Origin of the sequence: Psychrobacillus sp. NPDC058041, assembly GCF_042885655.1 — a bacterium.
Classification (GTDB): Bacteria; Bacillota; Bacilli; order Bacillales_A; family Planococcaceae; genus Psychrobacillus.
Window position 1 is genome coordinate 15,110 of the sequence record NZ_JBHVRO010000018.1, and the last position, 25,322, is coordinate 40,431.

The following is a 25,322-nucleotide window of genomic DNA, read 5'->3' on the forward strand; positions in this document are numbered from 1 at the left end:
ATATGTGTAGTATTTATTTCAATCTTGTTCTATTCTATATTAAGCAAATAGAATCAATAAATAATTTTAAAGTAGTAATTTTATAGTAGAGGGATGGAGAGTATGGAACAAACAATGGATAGTTCAAATGTTGAACTAAATAATCAACTAATGGATAGAATAGATGAATGGGTAACCTATTATCGTGCATTTACTTCAGAAGGAAAAAATGCATCATACATTCCAGCTTTAGAAATGGCAGACTCATCACATTTAGGCATCTCTATTATCGGGCCAAATGGAACCATTATAAAAGCTGGAAATTGTGACGTTCCTTTTACTTTGCAAAGCATTTCCAAAGTAATCAGCTTTATCGCTGCTTGTATGCACCATGGTATTCCTTATGTATTAGATAGAGTAGATTTAGAACCGACTGGAGATCCATTTAACTCGATCATTCGATTAGAAATGCATAAGCCAGGAAAGCCGTTTAATCCGATGATTAATGCTGGGGCAATTACAGTATCCTCTATTCTTCCTGGAGATACCCCACAAAAGAAATTAGAATCTATAATCGATTTAATGGAGAAAATGGTGGGGAAACGACCAGTATTAAATGAGGAAGTGTTCCTCTCTGAATGGCAAACGGCAAATAGAAATAGAGCTTTAGCTTATTATTTGAAAGAAACAGGGTTTTTAGAAATAGAGGTTGAGGAAGCTTTAGAGGTATATTTGAAACAATGTTCTCTAGAAGTAACAACGGAAGACATTGCTTTAATAGGATTAGTTTTGGCACATGATGGCTATCATCCAATTCGAAAGGAACAAATCCTTCCTAAAGATGTAGCTAGATTAGCCAAAAGTTTAATGCTGACTTGTGGGGTTTATAATGCTTCGGGTAAATTTGCAGCTTTTATTGGTGTACCTGCAAAGACAGGAGTTTCTGGCGGCATCATGGCTGCTGTTCCACCACGTGTGAAAAGTGAGGTCTTTCCTTTACAAGAAGGATGCGGCATAGGCATTTATGGACCGGCTATAGATGAATATGGAAGTAGTGTGGCAGGTGTTATGTTATTAAAAAAGATAGCTGAGTCATGGGATTTGAGTATTTTTTAAAATATCAGAATGTATAAGCATTATCGTCCTGCTAAACCAGTGTTCATAGTACTTTAAAAAAATAATACCGCGGATTTCGGTTTAGGTGGACACTTTCTGCAGGGGGAGCGATGAGCAATTACCGCCGCTACGCGTTCGTTGTAATGGCTCATCTGTCTCACAGAGGAACAAAGGCTAAGAGCGCAACATCGTGTGGCAACGCCTTCGTGACCAACATCCTGTTGGCCTCCGACTGGAGTCGCCACCTTTCACTACAATCCATTAAGTGAGTAGTACTAACAAGAAGATTTAACCCAGCTATCGCTATGAGGATAGAAATTTATAGATTGGTTCAAGAAGTCTTTGTTGCCATAAGACCATATAGGTAACAGCTAACGCTATTATTGCACCGGCCATCACATCAAGTGGGTAATGTACACCGAGATAAATTCTTGAAATAGCCATGAAGAAGGCAAAAGTTAAGAGCATGGTTCCCATTTTTTTTCGTTTCCAAAAGATTGCGAATGCCAAAGCAAAAGATCCTGCAGAATGATTACTCGGAAATGAAGGATCTAAATTAGATTTCTGAACAAGTAATGTAACTGCATGATTTACAAATGGACGAGGACGAAAATAGGTTATTTCAATTAATTTGTCTATCCCAAGCGCTATAACGGCAATCGTAAATGCTAACAAAACAATTTTTCTGTTTTCCTGTTTATCTCCTGTTTTTGTAAACCATAACCATAATAACGCTAAACCAAGTAAGATTAGACCATATTTTGAAAATAAAATGACTGTTTGATCTAGTAAATTATTTTTTCCAGCAAACTGATTAATTAATTCAAAAAGTTGAAAATCTAGATGCATATCTCTCACTCCTTAGGGAAAACAAGATCTGTCTCTGTTGCACTTTCTCCATCCCCTGAAAGGAATTCATGCAATGCTTGTTTGTTTTTGTCAAAATCAATACTTAGGACAGAACCAACGTTTACACGTTCATCTTTAAAGGAATCTTTAACGGGTATACGTAATGTTTCCATTTGCTGTCCTTTTCCAATAAGTAAACCTTTTCCAATTGTAAGTATCGTTCTCTTATCTATATTCGTATCAATGTATGGGTCTGCAATGCCAAGAAGCTTCGGAAGGCTAACTAAGCTATGAACAGAAATAGCTTGTTCCTTAGCTTTTGATAACACTTCTTGTTGTCGTTCTACTCGGCCAAAATCGCTTTTAGAATCATGACGAAAACGCACATATCCTAATAATTCATCCCCATGTAAGGTTTGTTTGCCTGAATGTAAAGTCATACCAATCCCATACTTCATCTCATTAGGAATATCCACATCAATTCCGTTAGGAGCTACAATATCAATAATTTTCGGAAAACCTTGAAAGTCAACTACAGCATAGTAATTAATATCTAAATCAAAGTTTTGCAAAATCGTTTTTCGAACAAGTTCAGGGCCACCAAAAGCAAAAGCAGCGTTTATTTTTTGTTTTCCATGACCAGGAACTTCCACATATGTGTCTCGCATAATCGAAGCAAGTTTTAAGTTATGCGTTTTTTGATTGTAATGCGCAATCATTAGCGTATCAGAAAGACCTCCCCGATTTGGCCTAGCATCGCTACCCATTAACAAAATATTAATTTCTCCAAATTGGGGTTCTGGACCTTCAAATGAATCAAATGTCTTTCCATCATCTTTATATAAACCATCGCTAGCTTCTGTTAGCCCACTATTATATTGATAAACTGAATATATGATTGTAGGAACGATTAATAAAAGAGCTATTAATTGTGTATTTCTTAGCCATTTACACTTTCTTTTTTTCTTTGTTCTTTTCTCCATAACTAGTACCGCCTACCGTTTATATTGTTAGTTATTTTTTCATGAAAGAATTTAGCACAAATTGTACAGCAATCGCATCATCTAAATAGCCAATTGGAAATATATAATCCGGAATAACATCAACGGGTATTATAAAATACAAGAGTGCTCCTCCAATTAACACAAGTTCATGTGCAGTGCCCTTTCTGTGACGAAACTTCTCGAATAGTTCTTTCAATTCATTAATAAATGGACCTATACTACCCACTTTCTGAAGCTTTTCCTCAAAGCTTGTAAGAATAGTTTTATTACCTTCTTCTGTTTGTGAGTAATGTCCGTAATTAGATAAATGTTGTTCGACACGTGCAATTGAAAACTTATCATCTACTAGATTTGCCTTCGTAATAATATCTTGGATCTCTTCAACTGCTGTATAAATATCCGAATCAGAATTTTCTTGCGCATGTTCAATAGGATAACCGGCGGCTTCAAAAAGCTCTGCCATTGGAATTTCAAGGCATTCAGAAAATCTTTGTAAGTGTTGTAGGTTTACTTTTCGTTTCCCGTTAATAATACGAGAGATTGTAGCTGTATCTATTTCGGTAATTTCACTTAATCTTCGCATGGACAACGAACGTTTTTTCAAAATTTCCTTTAATAATAAGCCGAAATTGTTATTCGTGTTTCCCTCAGGCATATTCACTTCTCCTTTCTACATTTGTTGTTACTTGTTCCGAATAAAAAACAAATCGCTGTATGAAGTGTATATCTGCGTTGACATTTTGTCAACGATAAAACCACTCAAAGGCAGCACTAAAAGAATGAAGTAACAGCGATTACAATAATGATAGCTCCGCTTAAAACAGATCCAAATTGACCAACTGTAAACTTCCCAATTCGAACTGATGATAGTTTTACACCTAATTTAACACCAATCCAAATGCTAATATAACTCCCGATTGCCGCAGTTGCTGAGATAGCCAATGGGGAAAAGCCAAGTAAACCTGCACTTAAGCCATTGGTAAGAGCGTTCGCAGACAATGCTATGCCAAGAAAAATGGATTCTCCCCATCCAATAATCCCTAGGTTATTACTTTTAGTATCCGTTTTTATTGCTCCGCTGTTAGAAGATCTTGCTAAGAGAATAATTCGAATACCAATAACAAAGAGGAGAAATGCTCCAACAATTACAGGTAATACTCCAGGAAGAAAGGATGATAGCCAAATTCCAAATGAAATTCCGGCCATACTCATGAGAAAACAAATAATCGCAATCAAAAAATTTTTAACTACCCCAATATGAATTTCACGAATCCCATAAGATATTCCTACTGCTAAATTATCTATACTTGATGAAACTGCAAAAGCTAAAATAACTAACAAAACCAATGAAAACACCCCTTATTTTTTTACATTATATTGAGGGTGTTGACAAATAGTGCTTGTCAATTTAAAAAAATATTGACAAAAAGTCAACGATTTATTCTGAATACAAAAATGTATTTTATTATTGGATATAAAGTAGGACGAGTAAAAGTTGAAGATGATTCTCCAAATGTTTCGTGTACTAATAAATTCCAATATAGTGACGGACAAACATCCACAAGATTACCGTAGAAAGTGTAGCCAAAATTCTTTTTGCGACGAGTAACCACATTAGCAAATGTTTCGTGTAAAGCACTCTGGAAAGCACTCAGGAAATAATGAAGACAAGATACTCTGCGCTTGTGGTTTTCTGTCTTTTTACTGATGTTGGAAATTTTTTTGAAACTTATTCAATATATAAACGTAAATGAATTTAAGGGAGAAAATTTAGAAAATAAAGAAACCTAGTTTGATTTAAACGGGGGATATTATGAGAAAAATAATTACTTTATTAATTACTATAGTAAGTTTAGGAATTGCACATTGGATTATTACATTCTTATTAAATGCTAGTTATATAGATTTTGCGGTTCCTTTTGGAATTGTGGCCATATTTATTGTTTATATGTTCACAATGGAAACTGGGAGGTTGAATCGACAAATGAATTTGGAAGTACATGGGCTAATTGAACAAAGAATGGATTTCATTAATAGAATAAACAGTATGTCTTTTGTTTTTTTAGGATCTGTTATTTATTTTCTATTGATGATTGTAGCTACTTTCTTCATATATAGGGAGTATTTTTTCAATTGATATGTTGGAAGTTAGATAGGAGAGTTGAATATGAGTAGATTTGTAAGCGTTTTATTTAAATTTTTGCTCGGCTTCTTAGGTAATATGTTTATTAGTAGCACAACCGCGCTATTTACACTAAATGAACCTTTTAACAGGGAGAAATTTTAGAAAATAAAGAAATCTAGTTTGATTAAACGGAGGGATATTATGAGAAAAATGATTACTTTACTAATTACTGTAGTAAGTTTAGGAATTGTAAATTGGATTATTACATTCTTATTTAATGCTAGTTTTATTGATATTGCGATTCCTTTTGGAATTGTGGCGATATTTATAATTTATATCTTCACAAATAAAAGTGGGACAAAGAGTCGGCAAATGGATGTGCAAATACAAGGTCAAACAGGTATAAAAATGGACTTTACTCATCGAGTAAACAGTGTATCTTTCGTTTTTATAGGATCTCTTATTTATTTTCTACTTACACTTGTAGTTTCTTTCTTCATTTATAGGGAGTATTTTTTCAATTGATATGTTGGAAGTTAGATAGGAGAGTTTAATATGAGTAGATTTGTAAGCGTTTTATTTAAATTTTTGCTCGGCTTACTTGGGATTATGTTAATTAGCTGCACACCTGCGCTATTTACAATAAATGATGCTTTTGATTTTCACGTGTATTTCAAGACTTTTGTTGGGTTATTAAAGGATTTAGCGGATCCATCTAAATGGCATCTTAGCTATTATATTTCTTTCACACAGGGTAGAGGAGAAGTATCTTTCCTCGAATATTTTAAAGGGCCTTATTTATACTCTATGTCTGTTCTAATTTTATCTATATTGTTGTCTTTTATTACTGCACTCTTATTGGCGTTAATAACAATGTTATCGAATAGAAAAATAAAAAAAATCGTTTTACAAATAACCAAAATTCTAGAGTCATTTCCCGATTTTTCATACGTCTTTCTGATTCAAATGGTTGTAGTTCAAGTATATTTAGCAACTGGGTACCGGATTTTATCTTTTTATAGTTTAGGTGGTAATTTGGTATATGTTGCCCCTATCGTATGCTTATCAGTTATTCCGACACTATTATTTTCCAAACTTTTCCTTTTACTATATAACGAGGAGTTGAACCAGCCATATGTGGAATTGGCAAAATCTAAGGGTTTGAATAAGGTAGAAATATTAATAAAGCATTGTAGTTCCAACGTCTTGAAAAGTGCATTTTTTCAGTCTAAGTCAATTATTTGGCTAACATTATCCTCTTTAGTTATTATTGAATATCTATTTGGGATGGAGGGAATTCTTTATTATTTAAGAGCGGATTTTAGCCCCACAGGTATAACATTTATTCTTTTCTCTGTCTTTACACCATTTTTTATCTTTTATTCGTACGTAGAGAATCTTGTGTATAAAGGGAACGTTGAGAGAAATGTCGTTTTTGAGAAATATAATTTGCCATTTTTACATAAGCAACAATTACATCCCCTATTTAAAATTAGCAATAAAAGAATCAGCTTATCAACTTTTAGAATTCAATTCAAGCGCTGGGACATAATCTTCCCACTTTTAATCGTGCTTGTGCTGCTATCTATTAGTTTTTTATACACCATTATATTTCATGATCAAATCGATCAAATTAATTATATCTATAATGAAGATGGAAAGTTACTAAGCAGAGCACCGCATCCTCCATCTAAACATGTATTCTTTGGAACAGATCCGTATGGTTATTCTATTTTTCAACAGTTATTAGTGGGTGTGAAATACACTATACTGCTTACTTTAATTATTGCAACGATTCGAGTAATTGCTGGATATGTATTAGCGATTGTGTATGTATTTTATATGAATAATAAAAGCCGAAAACTAATAAATGCGGTTGCAGATGGCATGCATTTTCTACCTTTAACTTTGCTTGTATATATCTTGTTATATCCAGTACTTATTAATTCCACAGGAGGTTGGAATACTACATTAACGGAGCGATTAGTGTTACAAGTTCTAATCATGTCAATCATAGTCTTACCAGTCACAATGAGTTCAATTGGAAATGAAATGAATGAAACCTTAAAAAAAGAGTATGTTCAAAATTCCGTTATTATGGGTGGGTCATTAACCTGGGTCATATGGAAACATATTAATCCACAGTTATGGTCAAAGCTAGTTTTGTTTTGGACACAGCATATTGTACAAGTGCTTCAAATGTTAGTACATTTAGGGATACTTTCGATTTTTGTTGGGGGAGCGGCATTTTACCCAGACACACCACATCGATTAAAGCCTGATATATATGAGATTTCCGGGATGATAGCAATATCGAAAGATGTCTTTGTAACAAAGCAATTTTGGATGATTATTCCACCTTTATTAGTTTTCATGCTCTTAATCTATTGTTTTAATATGATAGCAGATGGGATATCGAAGAAACCTACAATTTATAAAAGGAATAACACCGGTTTATAATATCCGGTGTTTTTTTAATGTCACATTATGATGTAGTTGTTTGTCTTACATATAGAGAGAAGAAAAAGGAGGTGCATAGACAGTGTATACAAATGTAACGGAATATGTAATCGAAGAGTCGCATGAGACAAAGGTGGAGGAATTACTAAAGGAGTACCATAAGAAAATCTATAGGTATTGCTTTAACATCTTGAGGAATGCGCACGATGCAGAAGATGCTACACAGGAAGTATTTATCAAAGCATTTCAAAATAGAAAACTTGTGGAAATAAATAATAGCAGTGCTTGGCTATATAGAATTGCCTACAACCATTGTCTAAATAAAATTAAGAGAAAAAAGCTTGTTGAATTTATTCCATTTACTGAAAAAGGTCTGTTTCCAAAAGAAGATACAAATGATTATAGTGACTTTGAATTAAGTTACATATTGTCCCAATTGAAACCAAAAGAAAGAGCATTGATCGTATTAAGAATAATAGAAGATAAAGACTTTAAAGAAATAGCGTCTATTTTAGATATTAGTATCCCAACTTCTAGAAAGAGGTTTGAGCGAATAAAAGCGAAAATCCAAAAAATAATTGAAAGGAGATCCGAAAATGGACAATAAAATTAAAACGTATGAAGAATTTGAAGCACGTTTGAAAAGCCAATCCATCCCAGAAGTAGAGCATAGCAATTCTCTTAAGAATAAAATAATGGAACGAAAAAAGATATCTAGACCTATTTATTTAAGAGCTTCGTTTATCGCCATTTTTCTATCTATTTTTTTTACTGCATCTATAGCTACAGCCATGCAATATACGGGGTGGAGATTGTTTAATTCGGAGGGGAAACAAGTTTTCGAGATGAAAACAATGACTCAGGAAGAAGCAGCGCCACATAGAAAATATGATGAAGTCATGAAAAAATATAGATGGATAACGAATAATCTTCAGGAGACAATGCCTAAAGGAAAAATAAAATACTTTTTAGCAGTTGATGGTTATGAAGAGCTCGGATTAACTGCCTTAGCTATGATATTTAAAGGAGAGGAAATTGCGAGTGTTTCCCAAATTCCTTTAGAATTTAAAGGCAGCCTCCTCTTAAATGATGACATACAAATTCCAGAAGAGGTTAAAGGGTCACTGTTCTTCGACAACGAATCATTAAATAAATATGTACTTACAGAAGGTAAGATATATTATAAGACGCCAAATCTCGGAGTTGGTGAGTTCGAAGCATTGTCTGAAGAAATGTATAAGGAAGCGAAGGAGAATAATGTGGAATATACTATAAGGGAGGGTTGGCTGACAGACGATATAAGCGAAGTATCGCTTATGTATAATGAAAGTAAAGGAAGCTTTGGTGGTATTGAAATTAAACTACAATCTGCACAAGAAGGGCTATCTACTACAGAAAATGTAGCTTCGTATACCAAGATCACAGAGTTAGGGATAGAATACTTATACGATCCATTTTTTCAGCAACTCTTTTTTGTAGTAGAAAATAACTCAAAGAAGTTGCTCGTATCTGTAAGGTTCACAGCAAAAATGGAGGGTAAAATTGTGGATAGTAGAGATCTAATCACAATTGCAAAAAATATTTTATATTAGTCTGAAAATTTAGTTTTTATAATACTGCAAAATAATATTTATGAGCTGTCCTAGGGAAATAAACCTAGCGACAGCTTATTTTTGTTTCAATTAACTTGTCCTGCAAATCATTTAGTTAGTTCTTTTTTAGTAGGGAAGGTGAATATACTTTCTTAGTAGCTCAGGTTTTTTAAATATTAAAGGAGGCTGCGTTTTGGAAAGCTTGAAAGATATAACATTGCAGCAAAACAATCGTTTCCTATATCAACGATATGGTAAGCGGATTGCAGACATTGTAGGTAGCGTTTTACTTATAGTATTTTTTATTCCTTTAATATTTTTATTTTCTATTATTCTCCTTCTTTTTACCGGAAGGCCAGTATTTTTTAAACAATTTCGATCAGGGTTGAATAATGTTCCATTTATGATTTGGAAATTTCGAACAATGCAAATTGAGTCAGAGGAATCTAGTAGTCATCAATATGAATGGCAACATGAAGTACCTAAAGACTTTTCATTTGCTAAACCAGAACATTTAAATGTTACAGCCTTAGGAAAAATATATAGGAAGTTCAGTATAGATGAAATCCCACAATTATGGAATGTACTAAAAGGAGATATGAGCTTTGTGGGACCGAGACCAGAAATGATAGAAATTACAAATCATTATTCTACTGAACAAAAGAAACGACTACTCGTTAAGCCTGGAATTACTGGTTATGCGCAAGTTCATGGGAGATCAAATATTACACACGGAGAAAAAATTCTGCGTGATTTGTACTATGTGCAAAATTGTTCATTTTTACTGGATTTAAAAATTGTAATACGAACGATTGTTATTGTGATTACGGGAAAAGGTGCATTTTAAAAGTATTTGTGTTTCATAGGTTATAGGGACAAGTAATTCAATCAATTATTACCATTTCTACTAAAGGGGCAGTAAACAGGTGTTAGTAGATATCCATAATCACATTTTACCTGGACTAGATGATGGGGCACAATCCATGGAGGAAGCGATATTACTTGCTGCAAATGCAGTAGCAAATGGGATAACACATATAATTGCTACTCCACATCATCTAAATGGCAAATACACTAATTCTTCTTTAATAGTAAAAGAAGCAGTTGCCCGTTTTTACAGAGAACTTACTCTAAAAAATATCCCATTAAAAATTTTACCTGGCCAAGAAATTTATCTATCTGTTAATTATATTCTCGATGAACTGGAGGATAATCTATTAACTCTCGCAAATAGCGGAAAGTATTTATTAATTGAACTACCTAGTAACCATATCCCTTCTTGTACGTTAGAAATTTTTTATAAAATCCAACTAAAAGGATACATTCCAATTATTGCACATCCAGAAAGAAATGCTGTACTAAGAAGAAACAAACAATTGCTATACGAGTTCGTAAGTAAAGGGGCACTTATTCAAATCACAGCTTCGAGTTTAATAGGGATTAATGGTAGAAGTTTAAAAAAGTTCACGAAAGTATTAATCAAACACAATTTAGTACACTTTATATCTTCAGATGCACATCATTATTTAAAAAGGCCATTTTTGTTAAAAAAGGCTTATCAATATGTTAAAAAGAAATTTTCCCAAAGCCATGTTACTTACTATTGTGAAAATGCCAACCATATCATTTTTGGTACAGAATTTCTACCGTTACCACCAATTAGTTTCAAAAAAAAATCGTCATATATGAATTAACACTTGATGCTATTCGTATTGGAGAACAAAGGGGGGCATCACTTTTATGGATGAAACAATTAATCTACTTGAACTTTTTAAAACAATAAAGAAACGGCTTATGCTCATTATTACTATTCTAGTTATAGTAGTATCAATTACTGGTGTATTCAGCTATTACTTTCTGACACCAATTTACCAAGCATCAACACAAATTCTCATAAATCAAAAGGAATCCCAGCGAGGACAACTAAACACTCAAGACATTCAAACGAACCTCCAATTAATCGACACATACAATGAGATCATAAAAAGTCCAATTATTCTATCAAAAGTAATTGAAAATTTAAATTTAAATATGACACCAGGATTACTAAATCCAAAAATAACCGTTTTTAATAAACAAAACTCTCAAGTTGTCAACATTAGAGTAGAAGATCCAGAGTTGCAAAAAGCTATTGATATTGCCAATATGACAGCTGAAGTTTTCCGAGTAGAAATTAAGACATTGATGAATGTGGATAATGTAAACATTCTCTCACTAGCTGAAGACACAAACAATATTTCTCCTGTTAAACCTAATCCAATCTTTAACATGGCAATAGCAGCAGTAATCGGATTAATGCTCGGAGTGGGAATAACTTTTCTCCTAGAGTACTTAGATACAACGATAAAAAACGAGCAGGACATTGAAGAACTGCTGGGGTTACCAATACTAGGACTAATTAGCCCGATTTCAAAAAAAAATTTAAAAAGAACAAAAGAATTAACTATCCGCCAAAAGAAAAGAGGTTCAAAAAGTGTTTAATAAGAAAAAGAAATTGAAGCAGTTTGCTGCAAGGAAACTTGTGACAAATGTTAGTCCTAGATCCATCATTTCGGAGCAGTTCCGAACGGTTCGGACAAACATTAACTTTTCACTTCCAAATAAGGATTTGAGAACACTTTTATTTACTTCTTCATCTATTGGAGAAGGAAAATCTACTTCAGCTGCAAACGTTGCAATTACCTTTGCTCAAGAAGGAAAAAAAGTGCTCCTCGTAGATGCTGATTTGAGAAAACCTACAATGCATTACACTTTTGAAAAGTCCAATTCACCTGGTATAACCAACTTGCTGACGGGCCATTGGAATATTAATGAAGTAATAAAGGAATCTGGAATTATTGGATTACACCTAATTACTTGTGGTCCAATTCCCTCCAATCCTGCCGAACTTCTTGGATCAAGTTCTATGGATAATTTTATAAAAGAAATAAGAGAGATTTATGACATGATTATTTTCGATTCTCCTCCAGCCCTTTCAGTTTCGGATGCACAAATTCTATCTAATAAATGTGATGGTACTATTCTTGTAATCAGCTCGGGCTTAACAGAGAAAAAAAGTATTGTGAAAGCAAAAGAAATACTAGAAGCCTCAAAAGCAAATATAATTGGTACGATTCTTAACAATTATAAACTTGAAAAGGATCATTATTATTACCAGTACTACGGATAACCAAGTGAAAAAATAGAAATTGAAAACTGCTTGAAAACTAATTTTGGTAATGAATTTTTATTTAACAATTATAAAAAATGAAAACAGGTGAACTATGAATATTCTAGTAAGCATTAATTGTATTACCTACAATCATGAAAAATATATTGCAGATGCAATTGAAGGCTTTCTAATGCAAAAAACTAATTTTGATTATGAAATACTTATTGGTGAGGATTGCAGCACAGATAATACAAGACTAATAGTTGAAGAGTATGTACAAAAGTATCCTGAAAAAATTCGAATCATTACTTCAGAGAATAATGTAGGGGCTAAAGTGAATTCGAAAAGAGTTTTTAATGCTAGTAAAGGTAAATATATTGCTGATTGTGAAGGTGACGACTATTGGATTGATCCATACAAACTGCAAAAACAAGTGGATTATTTAGAGGGAAATTCAGAATGTACCTTATGTTTTCACAATGCATACATCCAAAATGTAAGGAAAGATAATTCCGTGTATTTAAAGAATACTCTGATTAATAAAGCTAATCCCAATTATAGAGGCGCAAATAGTAATTATAATACAGGTGAATTAGCATTATTAGGTTTTATCCCAACCGCTTCTTATATCTATCCTAAGCATATTATGGAATCCCCTCCGAAATGGTACGAATATGCAATAGTGGGGGATAATGCAATGAAATTAATTGCATCGAGTAAAGGTTATGCACACTATTTAGATGAAGTGATGAGTGTCTATAGAGTTGGTGTAAAAGGATCTGTTACAGACAATTGGAGAAAAGAAAGTTTGGATGTAAATAAGCAAATAAATAAAAATAAGGGTTTTATTGAGCTATTTGAAAATATAAATAAATTTTCGGACTATAAATATTATAATGAGTTAGATTTATCAAAAATACCCTTTGAAGTTCAAATACATTTACTTGAACGAAATAAAAAAGAATTAAAAAAAGCAAGATACTCTAACTATGTTGCTAATTTAAGCATAAAAGATAAATTGAAATACTATATCAGATTATATTTTCCAAATAACTATATTCTTCTACTTCGTTTTAGAAAGTACCTATTAATGTTTTGATTTATTGATTGGAGAAAGTATATGGAGGATCAGAAGTTTATAAAAAGAAAAACTATGATAGGTTTGCTATGGAGTACTGCAGATTTTTTAGCGAAAAATGGAACTCAATTTTTAATTCAAATTGTCTTGACTAGGCTCTTATTACCCGAGAATTTTGGGATTATTGGTATGGTTTTGATATTAGTTTCAATTTCAACCTCATTAATTGACTGTGGTTTTTCACAAGCATTAATAAGGGATCAGAATACCAGTCAAGATGACTATTCTACAATATTTCATTTTAATTTTTTCATCTCCATCTTTATTTATATTATTTTGTTTTTGAGTGCTCCTTCTATAAGTATTTTTTTTAACTCTCTCCACTTGACAGAAATTATTCGTGTACTTTCTTTAGTACTAATAATAAGTTCTTTAGCAATAATTCAAAGAGTAAAACTTACCAAAATCCTCGACTTTAAAACATTGACGAAAATAAATATATTCGCAGTTTTTATATCTGGAGGTATCTCAATTTCTATGGCCTTCTTAGGCTTTGGTATCTGGAGTTTAGTTACTAATATGATTTTGATTCAATTCATACAAACTTTATTATTATGGTACTTTGTTCGGTGGATTCCTTCGTTAACATTTAACATAATATCATTTAAAAAATTTTTTAAATTTGGATATAAGCTACTTCTTTCAGGAATTATTGATTCAATTTATAATAATTTATACTTTTTAATCATTGGTAAGTATTACACTGCTACTCAACTTGGTTATTATACAAACGCAGTAAAATTAAATGATATGGCCGCTCAATCTATATTTCTAACAGTGCAACGAGTAACATACCCAGTACTAAGTAATTCGCAAGATGATGATGAAAGACTTAAGTCCTTATTTAGGAAGATGATTACACTAACTAGTTTTGTTAATTTTCCTTTTATGATTGGTGCTGCAGCAATTGCAACTCCACTTTTTCAAATAATCTTTGGTCAAAAGTGGCTACCTTCAGTATTTTATTTTCAACTTTTATGCATTGCAGGAATGTTATACCCTATTCATGCTTTAAATCTCAATATTCTCCAAGTAAAAGGGAGATCTGACCTTTTTTTATTTTTAGAAATCATTAAGAAAGTAGTTATAACCATATTAATTTCTTTGTCATTAATTTTTGGTTTAGGTATCATTGGATTAATTTGGACAGCCATTATTAGTTCGTTCATATCTTTATTTATAAATACGTACCATTCTGCTAGATTAATGGATTATTCGACTAAAAATCAGTTGAAAGAATTAGCTCCTATGTTTTTTAACTCCATTCTAATGGGAGCCGTAGTACTTTCAGCAAGTTCAATATTACCTGACAATTATATACTTAAGTTGCTATGTCAAATTACAATAGGCATTTTTGTATATATATTTTTTTGTAAACTTTTTAGAGTTCGTGAATTAATTGATTTATATAAAATAATTAATCCGTTAGTTTTAAAGGCAAAAAATTGGTCACTAGTCAAAATATTTTCTAGAGGAGGTTATTGATCATCGAAATTATGTTTAAGGAACCTATCTATGTTACAAGACCACTTCTTCCCAAACTTCATGAAGTATGTAGTAGGCTAGATCAAGTATGGGAAAGTAAATGGCTTACGAATAATGGTCCTCAACAACATAAGTTGGAGGAAGAATTAAAAAAGTATTTACAAGCAGAAAATTTATCTTTATTTAATAATGGAACATTAGCGCTACTCTTAGGTTTAAAAGCCTTAGATATTACTGGAGAGGTCATTACAACACCATTCACATTTCCTGCCACGGTTCAAGCTCTGGATTGGAATAATTTAACCCCAGTATTTTGTGATATTGAACCTACTACACTTACACTAGATGCCGCAAAAATAGAATCTCTCATTACTGATAAAACTTCTGCAATATTAGCTGTTCACACATTTGGAAATCCATGCGACGTAGAACAGATTCAAGCTATCGCAAATAAATATAAATTGAAAGTAATTTATGACGGTGCACATGTCTTTGGAGCAAAAGTTGGAGGTCATCCGATAAGTAAATTTGGCGATATGACTATGTTCAGCTTCCATGCAACTAAACTTTTCAATACGGTTGAGGGGGGAGGACTCGTTTACCATGATGCAAATTTATCAGAAACATTAAACCAACTAAAAAACTTTGGAATAGCAAATTCTGATGAGGTGAAAATATCCGGTTTAAATGCAAAATTAAACGAAATTCAGTCAGTTATAGGAATTGAAGTGTTAAAAATGATTGAAGATGAACGGCATAAGAGACACGAAATTAAGAGAGTATACGAACGAAACTTAGCAGAAATCCCTGGGATTAGTGTACTGACAAAATTAGAAGGTGAGAACAGTAGTTATCAGTATTTCGTAATCCAAATTGAAGAAGAGTTGTATGGAAAATCAAGGGATATGGTGTTTGAAAAACTAAAAGAGTTTAATGTATTTACACGTAAATATTTCTATCCTCTTTGTAGCGATTTTCAATGGTATAAGCATTTGGAATCTGCCAGAAAAGAAAATCTTCCGTTTGCACAAAAGGCAGTTAAACAAGTATTAGCCATGCCGTTCTATGGAGAATTACAACTAGAGTCTGTGGAGAAAATATGTAAAGTGATACGTGACTTTATATGAAAGGAATTATTTTGGCAGGAGGATTAGGTACAAGGCTATATCCACTCACAAAAGCAATGTCTAAGCAAATGCTACCAGTTTATGATAAACCGATGATTTATTATCCACTATCAGTATTGATGCTCGCAGGAATTAGAGAAATATTAGTCATTTCAACTAATAGAGATATTGAAAGTTTTGAAGAATTATTAGGAGATGGTAGTAAGCTTGGCATGAAATTGCAATATGCGATTCAGGAAAGTCCTGGGGGTTTGGCTGAAGCTTTTCTAATCGGAGAGAAATTTATAGCTGAATCTTCGGTTGCTTTAGTGTTAGGAGACAATATCTTCTATGGTTCAGATTTTGGTAACACTGTGCATGAGGCAGCGAATTTATCAAAAGGTGCAATGATATTTGGGTGTAATGTGAAAGATCCAAGAGCATATGGCGTGGTAGAGGTTGATGATAGTAACAATGCAATTTCCGTTGAAGAAAAACCAGAATATCCAAAGTCAACCTATGCAGTACCAGGGTTATATTTTTTTGATAATAAAGTAACGAAAATTGCAAAAAAAGTAAAGCCATCTGAACGGGGGGAAGTAGAAATCACTTCTATTATCAATGAGTATCTTCGAAAAGGTGAGCTAAAAGTGAAAATTATGGGTAGAGGATTAGCATGGTTAGATACTGGTACACATGAGTCACTTTTGGAAGCTTCTAATTTTGTTGAAGCAATTCAAAATAGACAAGGATTATATGTTGCATGTATTGAGGAAATAGCCTTTAGAAGAAATTATATATCGAAGCAACAGTTATTACAATTGGCCGAACCGTTAATGAAGACAAACTACGGAAAATATTTGGTGGATGTTTCTAACTACGTAAGATCATAAAGAATAAAATTTTACAAACTAATAAAAGGTTTTCCTTACAAAAAATACATTATTACTACAATTTAATTTAAAACTGGGGTGTAATGCGTGAAGAAAATTATGTTCCTTGGAGGATCTAATCAACAAATTGTAGCAATTAAATTTGCAAAAGAACAAGGCTATTACACAATATTATGTGATTACTTAGATGATAATCCTGGACAATATTATGCAGATGAATTTTATTGTGTAAGTACAACAGATAAAGATTCTATTCTTGAAATTGCAATAAACAAAAAAATTGACGGAATCGTAGCGTATGCTACTGATCCTGCTGCTCCAACTGCAGCATTTGTAGGTAATAAATTGAACTTACCATCCAATTCATATGAATCAGTATTAGTTTTAACTAAAAAGGACCTTTTCAGAAATTTTTTGGTAAATAATGGTTTTAATTGTCCGAGAGCAAAAAGCTTTAAAAATATTGAAGATGCCAGGATAAATATAAATAAATTTAGATTTCCCTTAATGGTTAAACCTACCGATTCATCCGGTAGTAAGGGCGTTTCTCGTATTAATAAGGAAGAAGAACTTAATACAGCATTTAATATTGCTATTTCAAATTCAATTGATAAAACAGTGATTATCGAAGAGTTCATAGAAATGGCACATGAATATATGATTGGTGGAGACATCTTTGTTATTAATGGAAAAATTGAGTTTTTCGGATTACTAAACTGTCATAGAGATTTGGAATTTAATCGTTTCATACCTATTGGGAAAAGCTTTCCGTTAATGATGGAAGATGAAAAGATAAATTTAGTTCGTGAAGAGTTGCAAAAAATAATAAACCTACTACAAATAGAGTTTGGCGCATTGAATATTGAAGTTATGTTTAGTAAAGATGGGGATCTTTATATTATAGAAATGGGTCCGAGGAATGGAGGGAATTTGATTCCACAATTACTTGAGACAATAACCGGTGTGAATTTAGTAAAAGCAACAGTTGAAGCAGCCTTGGGAAATAAAGAAAATATTAATATTGTTTATTCCTATCCCCAAAACTCCTTTTTCTCTACTTATATCTTACATTCATCTAAAAAAGGAAGACTTAAAAATATTATTTTAGAAGAAGAAATACAGAAGTGCATTTCTAACAAAATTATCTTTAAAAAGACAAATGATGAAATTGATATTTTTGATAACGCAAACAAGGCTATTGGGATCATTTTTCTGCAATTTAGCAGTTTAGAAGAGTTAAATTTTAAAATGAAGAATATGAATCAATATATTAAAATTCAAGTTGATTAATAAGGATAAAGCATAAAGGAGACTAAGATGAATATTTTAGTTACAGGAGGAGCTGGATTCATAGGCTCTAATTTTATCAAATATATGCTATCAAAATATGATTACACAATAATAAATCTAGATTTATTAACATATGCAGGAAATCTTCACAATTTAAAAGACGTTGAACATATAGAGAGATATCATTTTGTACGCGGTGACATACGTGATAGAGAGCTTCTTAATAAGGTTTTTCAGCAATTTGAAATACAAGCAGTAATCAATTTTGCAGCTGAATCACATGTAGATCGGAGCATTGATAATCCCGAAATCTTTTTAAATACGAATGTGTTAGGCACGCAAGCTTTGTTGGATACAGCAAAGCAATTTTGGAAGGTCAATAAATCAGACAAGTACTGCACAGATTACAAGGAAAACGTTAAGTTTATTCAAATTTCTACAGATGAAGTATACGGTACTTTAGGAAAAGAAGGATATTTTACTGAAGAGACAAATCTTTCTCCAAATAGTCCTTATGCTGCATCTAAAGCCTCGGCAGACATGATAGTGAGAGCTTATTTTGAAACATACAAACTACCTGTTATTACTACAAGATGCTCCAATAACTTTGGAACATATCAAAATCCTGAAAAGTTCATACCACTTATGATCCATCATGCAAGTAATGAGATTCCACTGCCGGTATACGGAGATGGTAAACAGGTTAGGGATTGGTTATACGTGGAAGACCATTGCTCTGCAATAGACACTGTTCTCCATAAAGGAAGGATAGGAGAGGTATATAACATAGGTGGAAACAATGAGAAAGAAAATATAGAGATCGTCCGAACAATTTTATGTTATTTAAACAAAAATGAGGATTTAATCGAATATGTACAAGATCGTCTTGGACATGATAGAAGATACGCTATTAATAATTCTAAAATAAGTAAAGAATTGCAATGGTCCCCTTTCTATTCTTTTGATGAAGGAATTGTAAATACAATTCAATGGTATTTAGAAAATATGAGTTGGACAACATCACAGGTTCCTATTCCAAACTAAAAGTCTAATAAAAATTTATTATTCTAGAGGTGTATTAATGAAAAAGATTATTTTACTCGGAGGATCTGCTCAGCAGGTTACCGCAATTAAATACGCAAAAGAACAGGGGTATTATACCATTTTATGTGATTACTTAGAAGATAACCCTGGTCAATATTATTGTGATGAATATCATTGTGTGAGCACAACCGATAAGGAAGCTGTATTGGAACTTGCAAAACAAAAGAATATAGATGGAATTGTTGCTTATTCATCTGAACCCGCTGCAGTTACAGCGGCGTATGTGGGTAACAAGTTAAATTTACCATCAAATCCATATGAATCTGTTTTAATATTATCTAATAAAAATTTATTTAGAGATTTCTTAATGAATAATGGAATTAATTGTCCAAAAGCGAGGAGTTTTAAATCGAAAAATGAAGCAATGATTTATGTTAGCGAATTACAATTTCCAATAATGGTAAAACCGACTGACTCAGCTGGGAGTAAAGGAGTATCTCGGATTCAATCTTTAGAGGAATTTGATAAAGCATTTGATTATTCTCTTTCAAAATCAAAACAAAAAATGGTCATAATTGAAGAATATATTGAGATGGCACATGAGTGTATGATCGGCGGAGATATAATAGTAGAAAATGGAAATATTGAGTATTACGGTTTTATAAATGGTTATAGAAATATAGAACAAAATTCGTTTATCCCAACTGGTAATAGTTATCCCGTAATTATGGAAGAAGAAAAACTAATGATTGCACGTAAGGAATTACAAAAAGTAATTGATCTTTTGAACATAAACATGGGTGTCTTAAATATAGAAGTGTTGTTCGATAATAATGGAAAACCTTACATTATAGAGATGGCTGCAAGAAATGGGGGAAATATGATTTCTCAATTATTAGAGATAGGAACAGGAATAGATTTTGTAAAAGCGACTGTCGAAGCGGCAATGAATAACAAAATTGAGGTAAAAGAAAATCAATCAAAACAATTTTATTCTACGTATTATTTGCATACATTTGAAAATGGAAAATTAAAAGACATCGTCTATTCAGATGAAATTCAAGAACATATTATTCAGATGGTAATGAATAAAAAACATGGCGATGATTTAAGTGCATTTGACGGCTTAGATAAAACAATAGGAATTATCTTCCTAAAATTTTATTCCATTGAAGAGCTAAAATCTAAAATGAAAAATATAGGTCAGTATATTGACATTCAAATGATAAGTTAAAGGCTTTGAGGTTGGACATATAAGAGAGATTATTAAAAAAAGGGGTTAATTTGTCAGTGCAAAACACTCAAGAGATTGAGAAGTATGACCAAGTGGATAACTTAGAAAATATTATTAAGTTAAAAAAAGAATTCGGTGAATCATTTTATTTATTCGATGTGGAAAAACTAAGAATGAATTATAAAAATATGCTTACTGCATTTAGTAGTAGATATAAAAACTTTATCATTGGTTATTCATATAAAACAAATTATTTACCTTCATTACTAAATGAAATGTCTAATTTAGGAGCCTACGCAGAAGTTGTTTCTAGAATGGAATACGAGCTAGCTCTAAAGATAGGAATAAATCCAAGAAAGATTATTTTTAATGGTCCTCTTAAATCGTACGAAGATATAGCTTTAGCTTTAGAAAATGGAAGTATTATTAACCTTGATTCGTTTTATGAGATTGAGATAGTAAAAGAATATATTCAAAAGAATGCTAGCAAACATTACAAAGTTGGACTAAGAGTAAATTTTGATATGACTACTGATGGAATTAGTCCGCTTCAAAGCGGAGTTAAACAAAGTAGATTTGGTTTTTGTGTAGAAAATGGAAATTTGGAGGAAGCAATAAATGAATTAAATCAAATAGGTAACATAGATGTTGTAGGACTTCATGGACATTTTTCTACTCAAATTAGAAGCTTAAAAATATTTGAGAAAATTACCCAAGAATTATGCAATATTTCGAAAAAATACATTCAAAATACACTTGAATATCTTGATATCGGTGGAGGCTTTTTTGGTGATGTACCTAAAATAATGAATATTGAAAATGTTCCATCATTCGATGATTATGCAGAAACTATCTGTTCTATTATAAATAAAGAAAAAATATACTTTAAAAACGAACCATTTTTAATCGTAGAACCAGGTTTAGCTTTAGTAGTAGATACTTTTAAATTTTACTGCCAAGTAATTGATGTAAAGAAGAATCGTGATGAATATTTTGTTCTAGTTAATGGAAGTGTTCATAATATTAAACCTAGCATTAGTAAGAAGAATACTTCAATGGAGCTTTTGAAAGTAAATTGTGATGATTATCAATTAAAAAAGTACAATGTTGTTGGCTATACATGTATGGAAAAAGATTATTTAATGATTGATCATGTTGATGAAATACCTAAAGTTGGAGATTTTTTAGTTTTTAACAATGTAGGAGCTTACACAATTGTTCTTAATCCTCCCTTCATTAAAGAGAGGCCACCAGTGATAGCTAAATTAGGGAGTGAATTTAAGTTAGTAAGGAAGAGAGAAGAGTTAAATGATTTTATAAATAGTAATGTTTATATTTTTTAGATTTTGATTCATCTCCATAAGATTAATGAAAGATCGTGGATGAAAATTGTACAGTTAACGATACAAAATGAATGAAATTGAGAGAAGTTACATGTACGAGTCGTTACATCACTTAAAGAAGATTATTTACGGAAGAAATGAAACTCCCCCAAATGATTTTACAGTGAAAATAATTATTATGTATCAGATTATTATTAAATCGGAGGATACGCTTTGAAGGTATTAGTGACAGGAGCAGCAGGTTTTATCGGTTCATACGTCGTTGAAGCATTATTAAAACAACAAATTTCCGTTATAGCAGTAGATAATTTATCAACTGGAAAGTTAAGTAATCTACCAGAAAACGTTCTTTTCTATGAAATAGATATTACGCAAGAGGATCTAGAGGCTATTTTTCAATTAGAACAACCTGACTTTGTCATTCATTTGGCAGCGCAATCATCAGTTATCGAATCCATGAGTAATCCTGTAGAAGATTGCCAAGCAAACTTATTTGGTACTTTAAATATTTTACGATACGCAAGACAATTTGATGTGAAAAAATGTGTGATAGCTTCGACAGCAGCTGTCTATGGTAATCCAAATATATTTCCAGTATTAGAAAACAGCAAACTTTCTCCACTATCTTTTTATGCACTCTCTAAACTTTCAGCAGAAAAGTATGCACAGCTTTATGAAAAATTATTTGATGTAAAAAGCACTATATTGCGCTTTTCAAACGTTTTTGGACCTAAACAACCAAATGGAGTCATAACAAGTTTTATTCATAGGTTAATAGAAGGAGAAAATCCAGTTATTTATGATGGCAATCAAACAAGAGATTTTATCTATGTAAAAGATATAGCAACGGCTTGTTTACAAGCAATAATGTCTGAACACACTGGTATTTATAATATTAGTTCTGGTGAAGAAATTTCTATTCAAAGACTATATGATGAGATAGCTAATTTAACAGGTATGATGACAGAACCAGTATATGAATCTTTGAGAGAAGGAGAGATTCAACGAAGTATTCTTTCCAATGAAAAAGCAATTGCATCGCTTGAATGGACCCCCTCTTATAGATTCGTAGAAGGATTGAAAGAAACCGTTCATTATTACACCCTTCAAAAACAATAGAATAAAAAAAATGTATCGCAATTTTTTGTGGATAATAGTACGGGTTTTGAATTTGATTGTACATTTCAAGAAAAGTAAAGAACAGATATTCCTTTACAGAAGCGATCTTACCAGTGCATAAAAGTTATTTTCCATTCGGAAGGCGATTAAATAATTGATGAATATCAAGGGAATATTTAAGAATAATTAAAAGTGATATAAGGAAGTGTTCTTTCAAAAGAAAAAGCAACTGCATTGCAATGAAACTAGTCAAAAGGATGATTATTTGGAGCTCATTCAGATTAAAACACTTAAGCATTTAGAAGTATTCGAGAAAGAATGGAATGCTATTTTGGAAGAAAACAAAAATGATAATCCATTTATTGAATACGCTTTTATAAAAAGTTGGTGGAAATCAATAGGACTTCAAGAAAAAGTAGAAATATATGCGGTGAAGGAACATAACAGAATTATTGCATTTTTTCCGTTTCAAATTAAAAACAATGGATTTACCTACGTAATCTATTTTATTGGGAAAAACGAAGCTTCGTATATGGATTTTATAGTTAAAAAAGTTGATCTCAAAAGAGTGATTATGTTCACACTAGATGAATTAACGAAATTGAAAAAAAGCATCGTATTTTACTTACATGGACTGTTAGAAAGTTCTGGTACTATAGGTAGCTTATCTGAGTATCTAATAGCCCGGAATTTGAAAGTACGCAACTACCGAACGGATTTACCTTCTTTTGAATTTGAAAACCCTAGAATAATGATATTTTCTACCAATATGATAAAAGCAAAAATGTATCGCAATTTTTTATGGATAAAAGAATGGGGATTATCTAAGAGATTACCAAAAAGTAATATGGAAGATAAATATAATAAAGTTGATTAAAAGTAAATTCAGTTTGGATATATCAATCGAATATTAGGGTTATTACTTTTCCTATCTTTAATATGCTTTAGTTTAAATAAATCATCTAATTAAATCCATTAATGTAGCCATCTTTAGAACTTAAAATTCCAAAGGCGGCTATTTTTATATTCTAAACTTCTCGAGGCCAGATTTACATTAGGTTGAATAATGCACCATACCTAAGCATATTATAAAACGAAGATACGATTGAACGTATTTATCTAGCAGTGGACAAGAATGAGGTGAAATTATAAAGAAAAGTGTAGGAATCTTGTGTCAATACTTTTATCCTGAACATGTATCTTCCGCAACTCTCATTACTGAACTTGCACTTGGTTTAAAAAAGAGGGGTTTAGATGTTAGTGTAGTTTGCGGATATCCTCAAGAATACATTTCTAATAATTTTAAAATAAAACAAGTTGATGAGATTTTGGAAGGAATTACGATAAAAAGGGTTAAATACACCGCATACAATAATAAATCAAAATTTGGTCGTATATTTAACTTTTTTTCACTTTTTTTATCTATGCTTATGAAGCTTTTTTACTTAAGAAAATTCAACATGATCATTGTTTACTCAAACCCACCTATTTTGCCTCTAGTCGCTTGTTTATTAAAGAAGATCTATGGAACAGAATTTATATTCGTTGCTTTTGATGTCTATCCAGATAATGCTTTAAAGATTAAAAGTATAAAAGAGAATGGAATAATCCACAAGCTAATGAAATTTATAAATAACTGTGTCTATTCAAATGCTTCGAATATTGTTCTTTTAGGAAATGAAATGAAAGATTATGTATTGAATCAAAACATAGCTAAGAGTTCAATAAATCTAAAGGTAATTCCGAATTGGTTTTCAAATGAAAAAATGGTTCAGCAAACTCTAGTAGTTAATGATGAATTTATTGAAATTAAAGAGAATTATAAGTTCATAGTTTTATATTCTGGCAATATGGGAGCCGTTCAGGATATGGAAACCATTTTACAAGGTATCTTAAATTTCAAAGATCATCCAGATATTTTTTTTGTTTTCTCAGGACACGGAAGTAAAGTTGAATACGTAAAAAACTTTATAGAACAAAATAGTATAGCAAATTGTAAAGTTTTTGGATTTCTGAAAGGACAAGACTATTCGGATGTTTTGTCCATAAGCAGCTTATGTTTGGTAAGTTTAGAAAAGGGCATTGAGGGACTTGGAGTACCAAGCAAAACGTATGGATACTTAGCAGCTGGAAAACCTGTTCTGTCGATTATGCGTCATGATACTGATATCGTAAAAGACTTAGCTGAATATGAATGTGGAGTAAATATCTTACAAGGCGACATAGTTGGTTTTGTGAATGGTATTAATAGGTATTTTATGGATTTCCCGTTAACTAAAATGGAGTCTAGTAACGCTAAAAAGCTATATAAAGCTAAATATACTAAAGATATTAATATAGACAAATATTACGAATTGATTTAGCAACTAAAATATAGGGAAAAGATGTGAAGTT

General features: G+C 31.8%; 25 protein-coding genes. 21 read left to right on the forward strand and 4 right to left on the reverse strand.

Annotated elements, in window-relative coordinates:
- Positions 1–114: 114 nt before the first annotated feature.
- Complete coding sequence (locus tag ACFVR1_RS18865) at positions 115–1,095, forward strand: glutaminase (protein ID WP_387586261.1); 981 nt, start codon at positions 115–117, stop codon at positions 1,093–1,095.
- Positions 1,096–1,398: 303 nt separating this feature from the next.
- On the opposite strand, the gene ACFVR1_RS18870 is transcribed toward ACFVR1_RS18865, so the two are convergent.
- The 4 genes from ACFVR1_RS18870 to ACFVR1_RS18885 form a co-directional block, all read right to left on the reverse strand.
- Complete coding sequence (locus ACFVR1_RS18870; RefSeq protein WP_387586231.1) at positions 1,399–1,944, reverse strand: phosphatase PAP2 family protein; 546 nt, start codon at positions 1,942–1,944, stop codon at positions 1,399–1,401.
- A gap of 5 nt (positions 1,945–1,949) precedes the next feature.
- Positions 1,950–2,927 (reverse strand): LCP family protein, encoded by a 978-nt coding sequence (locus ACFVR1_RS18875; RefSeq protein ID WP_387586232.1) that lies wholly within the window; start codon positions 2,925–2,927, stop codon positions 1,950–1,952.
- A gap of 31 nt (positions 2,928–2,958) precedes the next feature.
- Positions 2,959–3,603 (reverse strand): DUF1232 domain-containing protein, encoded by a 645-nt coding sequence (locus ACFVR1_RS18880; RefSeq protein WP_387586233.1) that lies wholly within the window; start codon positions 3,601–3,603, stop codon positions 2,959–2,961.
- 116 nt (positions 3,604–3,719) lie between these two features.
- Entirely contained in the window at positions 3,720–4,295 is a 576-nt protein-coding gene (locus ACFVR1_RS18885; RefSeq protein ID WP_387586234.1) for a manganese efflux pump, read from the reverse strand.
- A 466-nt stretch (positions 4,296–4,761) separates the two neighbouring features.
- On the opposite strand from ACFVR1_RS18885, the gene ACFVR1_RS18890 reads away from it, so the two are divergent.
- The 20 genes from ACFVR1_RS18890 (at position 4,762) to ACFVR1_RS18985 (ending at position 25,291) form a co-directional block, all read left to right on the forward strand.
- Positions 4,762–5,085 carry a hypothetical protein gene (locus ACFVR1_RS18890; protein WP_387586235.1) on the forward strand — a complete coding sequence of 108 codons (324 nt, stop codon included), beginning with the start codon at positions 4,762–4,764 and terminating at the stop codon, positions 5,083–5,085.
- Positions 5,086–5,274: 189 nt separating this feature from the next.
- A complete protein-coding gene (locus ACFVR1_RS18895) occupies positions 5,275–5,598 on the forward strand; it encodes a hypothetical protein (RefSeq protein ID WP_387586236.1) in 324 nt (107 codons plus the stop codon).
- 30 nt (positions 5,599–5,628) lie between these two features.
- On the forward strand, positions 5,629–7,533 hold the full coding sequence (locus tag ACFVR1_RS18900; RefSeq protein WP_387586237.1) for an ABC transporter permease subunit: 1,905 nt from the start codon (positions 5,629–5,631) through the stop codon (positions 7,531–7,533).
- An 82-nt stretch (positions 7,534–7,615) separates the two neighbouring features.
- Positions 7,616–8,140 (forward strand): RNA polymerase sigma factor, encoded by a 525-nt coding sequence (locus ACFVR1_RS18905; RefSeq protein WP_387586238.1) that lies wholly within the window; start codon positions 7,616–7,618, stop codon positions 8,138–8,140.
- A complete protein-coding gene (locus tag ACFVR1_RS18910) occupies positions 8,130–9,125 on the forward strand; it encodes a hypothetical protein (protein WP_387586239.1) in 996 nt (331 codons plus the stop codon). The genes ACFVR1_RS18905 and ACFVR1_RS18910 overlap by 11 nt, the downstream gene beginning before the upstream one ends.
- A 193-nt stretch (positions 9,126–9,318) precedes the next feature.
- Entirely contained in the window at positions 9,319–9,972 is a 654-nt protein-coding gene (locus ACFVR1_RS18915; RefSeq protein WP_387586240.1) for a sugar transferase, read from the forward strand.
- A 79-nt stretch (positions 9,973–10,051) separates the two neighbouring features.
- Positions 10,052–10,819, forward strand: coding sequence for a tyrosine-protein phosphatase (locus tag ACFVR1_RS18920; protein ID WP_387586241.1), 768 nt, complete (start codon positions 10,052–10,054; stop codon positions 10,817–10,819).
- Positions 10,820–10,865: 46 nt separating this feature from the next.
- Positions 10,866–11,606 carry a YveK family protein gene (locus tag ACFVR1_RS18925; RefSeq protein WP_387586242.1) on the forward strand — a complete coding sequence of 247 codons (741 nt, stop codon included), beginning with the start codon at positions 10,866–10,868 and terminating at the stop codon, positions 11,604–11,606.
- Positions 11,599–12,294, forward strand: coding sequence for a CpsD/CapB family tyrosine-protein kinase (locus ACFVR1_RS18930; protein WP_387586243.1), 696 nt, complete (start codon positions 11,599–11,601; stop codon positions 12,292–12,294). The genes ACFVR1_RS18925 and ACFVR1_RS18930 overlap by 8 nt, the downstream gene beginning before the upstream one ends.
- Positions 12,295–12,466: 172 nt before the next feature.
- Positions 12,467–13,375, forward strand: coding sequence for a glycosyltransferase (locus ACFVR1_RS18935; RefSeq protein WP_387586244.1), 909 nt, complete (start codon positions 12,467–12,469; stop codon positions 13,373–13,375).
- Between the two features lie 21 nt (positions 13,376–13,396).
- Complete coding sequence (locus ACFVR1_RS18940; RefSeq protein WP_387586245.1) at positions 13,397–14,899, forward strand: lipopolysaccharide biosynthesis protein; 1,503 nt, start codon at positions 13,397–13,399, stop codon at positions 14,897–14,899.
- Complete coding sequence (locus ACFVR1_RS18945) at positions 14,896–16,026, forward strand: DegT/DnrJ/EryC1/StrS family aminotransferase (protein WP_387586246.1); 1,131 nt, start codon at positions 14,896–14,898, stop codon at positions 16,024–16,026. Before ACFVR1_RS18940 ends, ACFVR1_RS18945 begins: the two co-directional genes overlap by 4 nt.
- Positions 16,023–16,898, forward strand: a complete 876-nt coding sequence (rfbA, locus tag ACFVR1_RS18950; protein WP_387586247.1) for a glucose-1-phosphate thymidylyltransferase RfbA — start codon at positions 16,023–16,025, stop codon at positions 16,896–16,898. The genes ACFVR1_RS18945 and rfbA overlap by 4 nt, the downstream gene beginning before the upstream one ends.
- An 87-nt stretch (positions 16,899–16,985) precedes the next feature.
- Positions 16,986–18,188: an ATP-grasp domain-containing protein gene (locus ACFVR1_RS18955; RefSeq protein ID WP_387586248.1), complete on the forward strand. Its 1,203-nt coding sequence runs from the start codon at positions 16,986–16,988 to the stop codon at positions 18,186–18,188.
- Positions 18,189–18,215: 27 nt separating this feature from the next.
- The gene (gene rfbB / locus ACFVR1_RS18960; protein WP_387586249.1) at positions 18,216–19,232 is read left to right on the forward strand and encodes a dTDP-glucose 4,6-dehydratase; all 1,017 of its coding nucleotides are present in this window, start codon (positions 18,216–18,218) and stop codon (positions 19,230–19,232) included.
- A gap of 37 nt (positions 19,233–19,269) precedes the next feature.
- Positions 19,270–20,466: an ATP-grasp domain-containing protein gene (locus ACFVR1_RS18965; protein ID WP_387586250.1), complete on the forward strand. Its 1,197-nt coding sequence runs from the start codon at positions 19,270–19,272 to the stop codon at positions 20,464–20,466.
- A 56-nt stretch (positions 20,467–20,522) separates the two neighbouring features.
- Entirely contained in the window at positions 20,523–21,809 is a 1,287-nt protein-coding gene (locus ACFVR1_RS18970; protein ID WP_387586251.1) for a type III PLP-dependent enzyme domain-containing protein, read from the forward strand.
- A gap of 213 nt (positions 21,810–22,022) precedes the next feature.
- On the forward strand, positions 22,023–22,928 hold the full coding sequence (locus ACFVR1_RS18975; protein ID WP_387586252.1) for an NAD-dependent epimerase/dehydratase family protein: 906 nt from the start codon (positions 22,023–22,025) through the stop codon (positions 22,926–22,928).
- 205 nt (positions 22,929–23,133) lie between these two features.
- Positions 23,134–23,805, forward strand: a complete 672-nt coding sequence (locus ACFVR1_RS18980) for a GNAT family N-acetyltransferase (RefSeq protein ID WP_387586253.1) — start codon at positions 23,134–23,136, stop codon at positions 23,803–23,805.
- Between the two features lie 292 nt (positions 23,806–24,097).
- A complete protein-coding gene (locus tag ACFVR1_RS18985) occupies positions 24,098–25,291 on the forward strand; it encodes a glycosyltransferase family 4 protein (RefSeq protein ID WP_387586254.1) in 1,194 nt (397 codons plus the stop codon).
- The last annotated feature ends 31 nt before the right edge of the window (positions 25,292–25,322 follow it).

Excerpts from the sequence above, each read along its gene's own strand:
- ACFVR1_RS18865 (WP_387586261.1), top strand. The coding sequence starts at position 115 with ATGGATAGTTCAAATGTTGAACTAAATAATCAACTAATGGATAGAATA.
- ACFVR1_RS18870 (WP_387586231.1), bottom strand. The coding sequence starts at position 1,944 with ATGCATCTAGATTTTCAACTTTTTGAATTAATTAATCAGTTTGCTGGA.
- ACFVR1_RS18875 (WP_387586232.1), bottom strand. The coding sequence starts at position 2,927 with ATGGAGAAAAGAACAAAGAAAAAAAGAAAGTGTAAATGGCTAAGAAAT.
- ACFVR1_RS18880 (WP_387586233.1), bottom strand. The coding sequence starts at position 3,603 with ATGCCTGAGGGAAACACGAATAACAATTTCGGCTTATTATTAAAGGAA.
- ACFVR1_RS18890 (WP_387586235.1), top strand. The coding sequence starts at position 4,762 with ATGAGAAAAATAATTACTTTATTAATTACTATAGTAAGTTTAGGAATT.
- ACFVR1_RS18895 (WP_387586236.1), top strand. The coding sequence starts at position 5,275 with ATGAGAAAAATGATTACTTTACTAATTACTGTAGTAAGTTTAGGAATT.
- ACFVR1_RS18900 (WP_387586237.1), top strand. The coding sequence starts at position 5,629 with ATGAGTAGATTTGTAAGCGTTTTATTTAAATTTTTGCTCGGCTTACTT.
- ACFVR1_RS18910 (WP_387586239.1), top strand. The coding sequence starts at position 8,130 with ATGGACAATAAAATTAAAACGTATGAAGAATTTGAAGCACGTTTGAAA.
- ACFVR1_RS18925 (WP_387586242.1), top strand. The coding sequence starts at position 10,866 with ATGGATGAAACAATTAATCTACTTGAACTTTTTAAAACAATAAAGAAA.
- ACFVR1_RS18935 (WP_387586244.1), top strand. The coding sequence starts at position 12,467 with ATGCAAAAAACTAATTTTGATTATGAAATACTTATTGGTGAGGATTGC.
- ACFVR1_RS18940 (WP_387586245.1), top strand. The coding sequence starts at position 13,397 with ATGGAGGATCAGAAGTTTATAAAAAGAAAAACTATGATAGGTTTGCTA.
- rfbA (WP_387586247.1), top strand. The coding sequence starts at position 16,023 with ATGAAAGGAATTATTTTGGCAGGAGGATTAGGTACAAGGCTATATCCA.
- rfbB (WP_387586249.1), top strand. The coding sequence starts at position 18,216 with ATGAATATTTTAGTTACAGGAGGAGCTGGATTCATAGGCTCTAATTTT.
- ACFVR1_RS18965 (WP_387586250.1), top strand. The coding sequence starts at position 19,270 with ATGAAAAAGATTATTTTACTCGGAGGATCTGCTCAGCAGGTTACCGCA.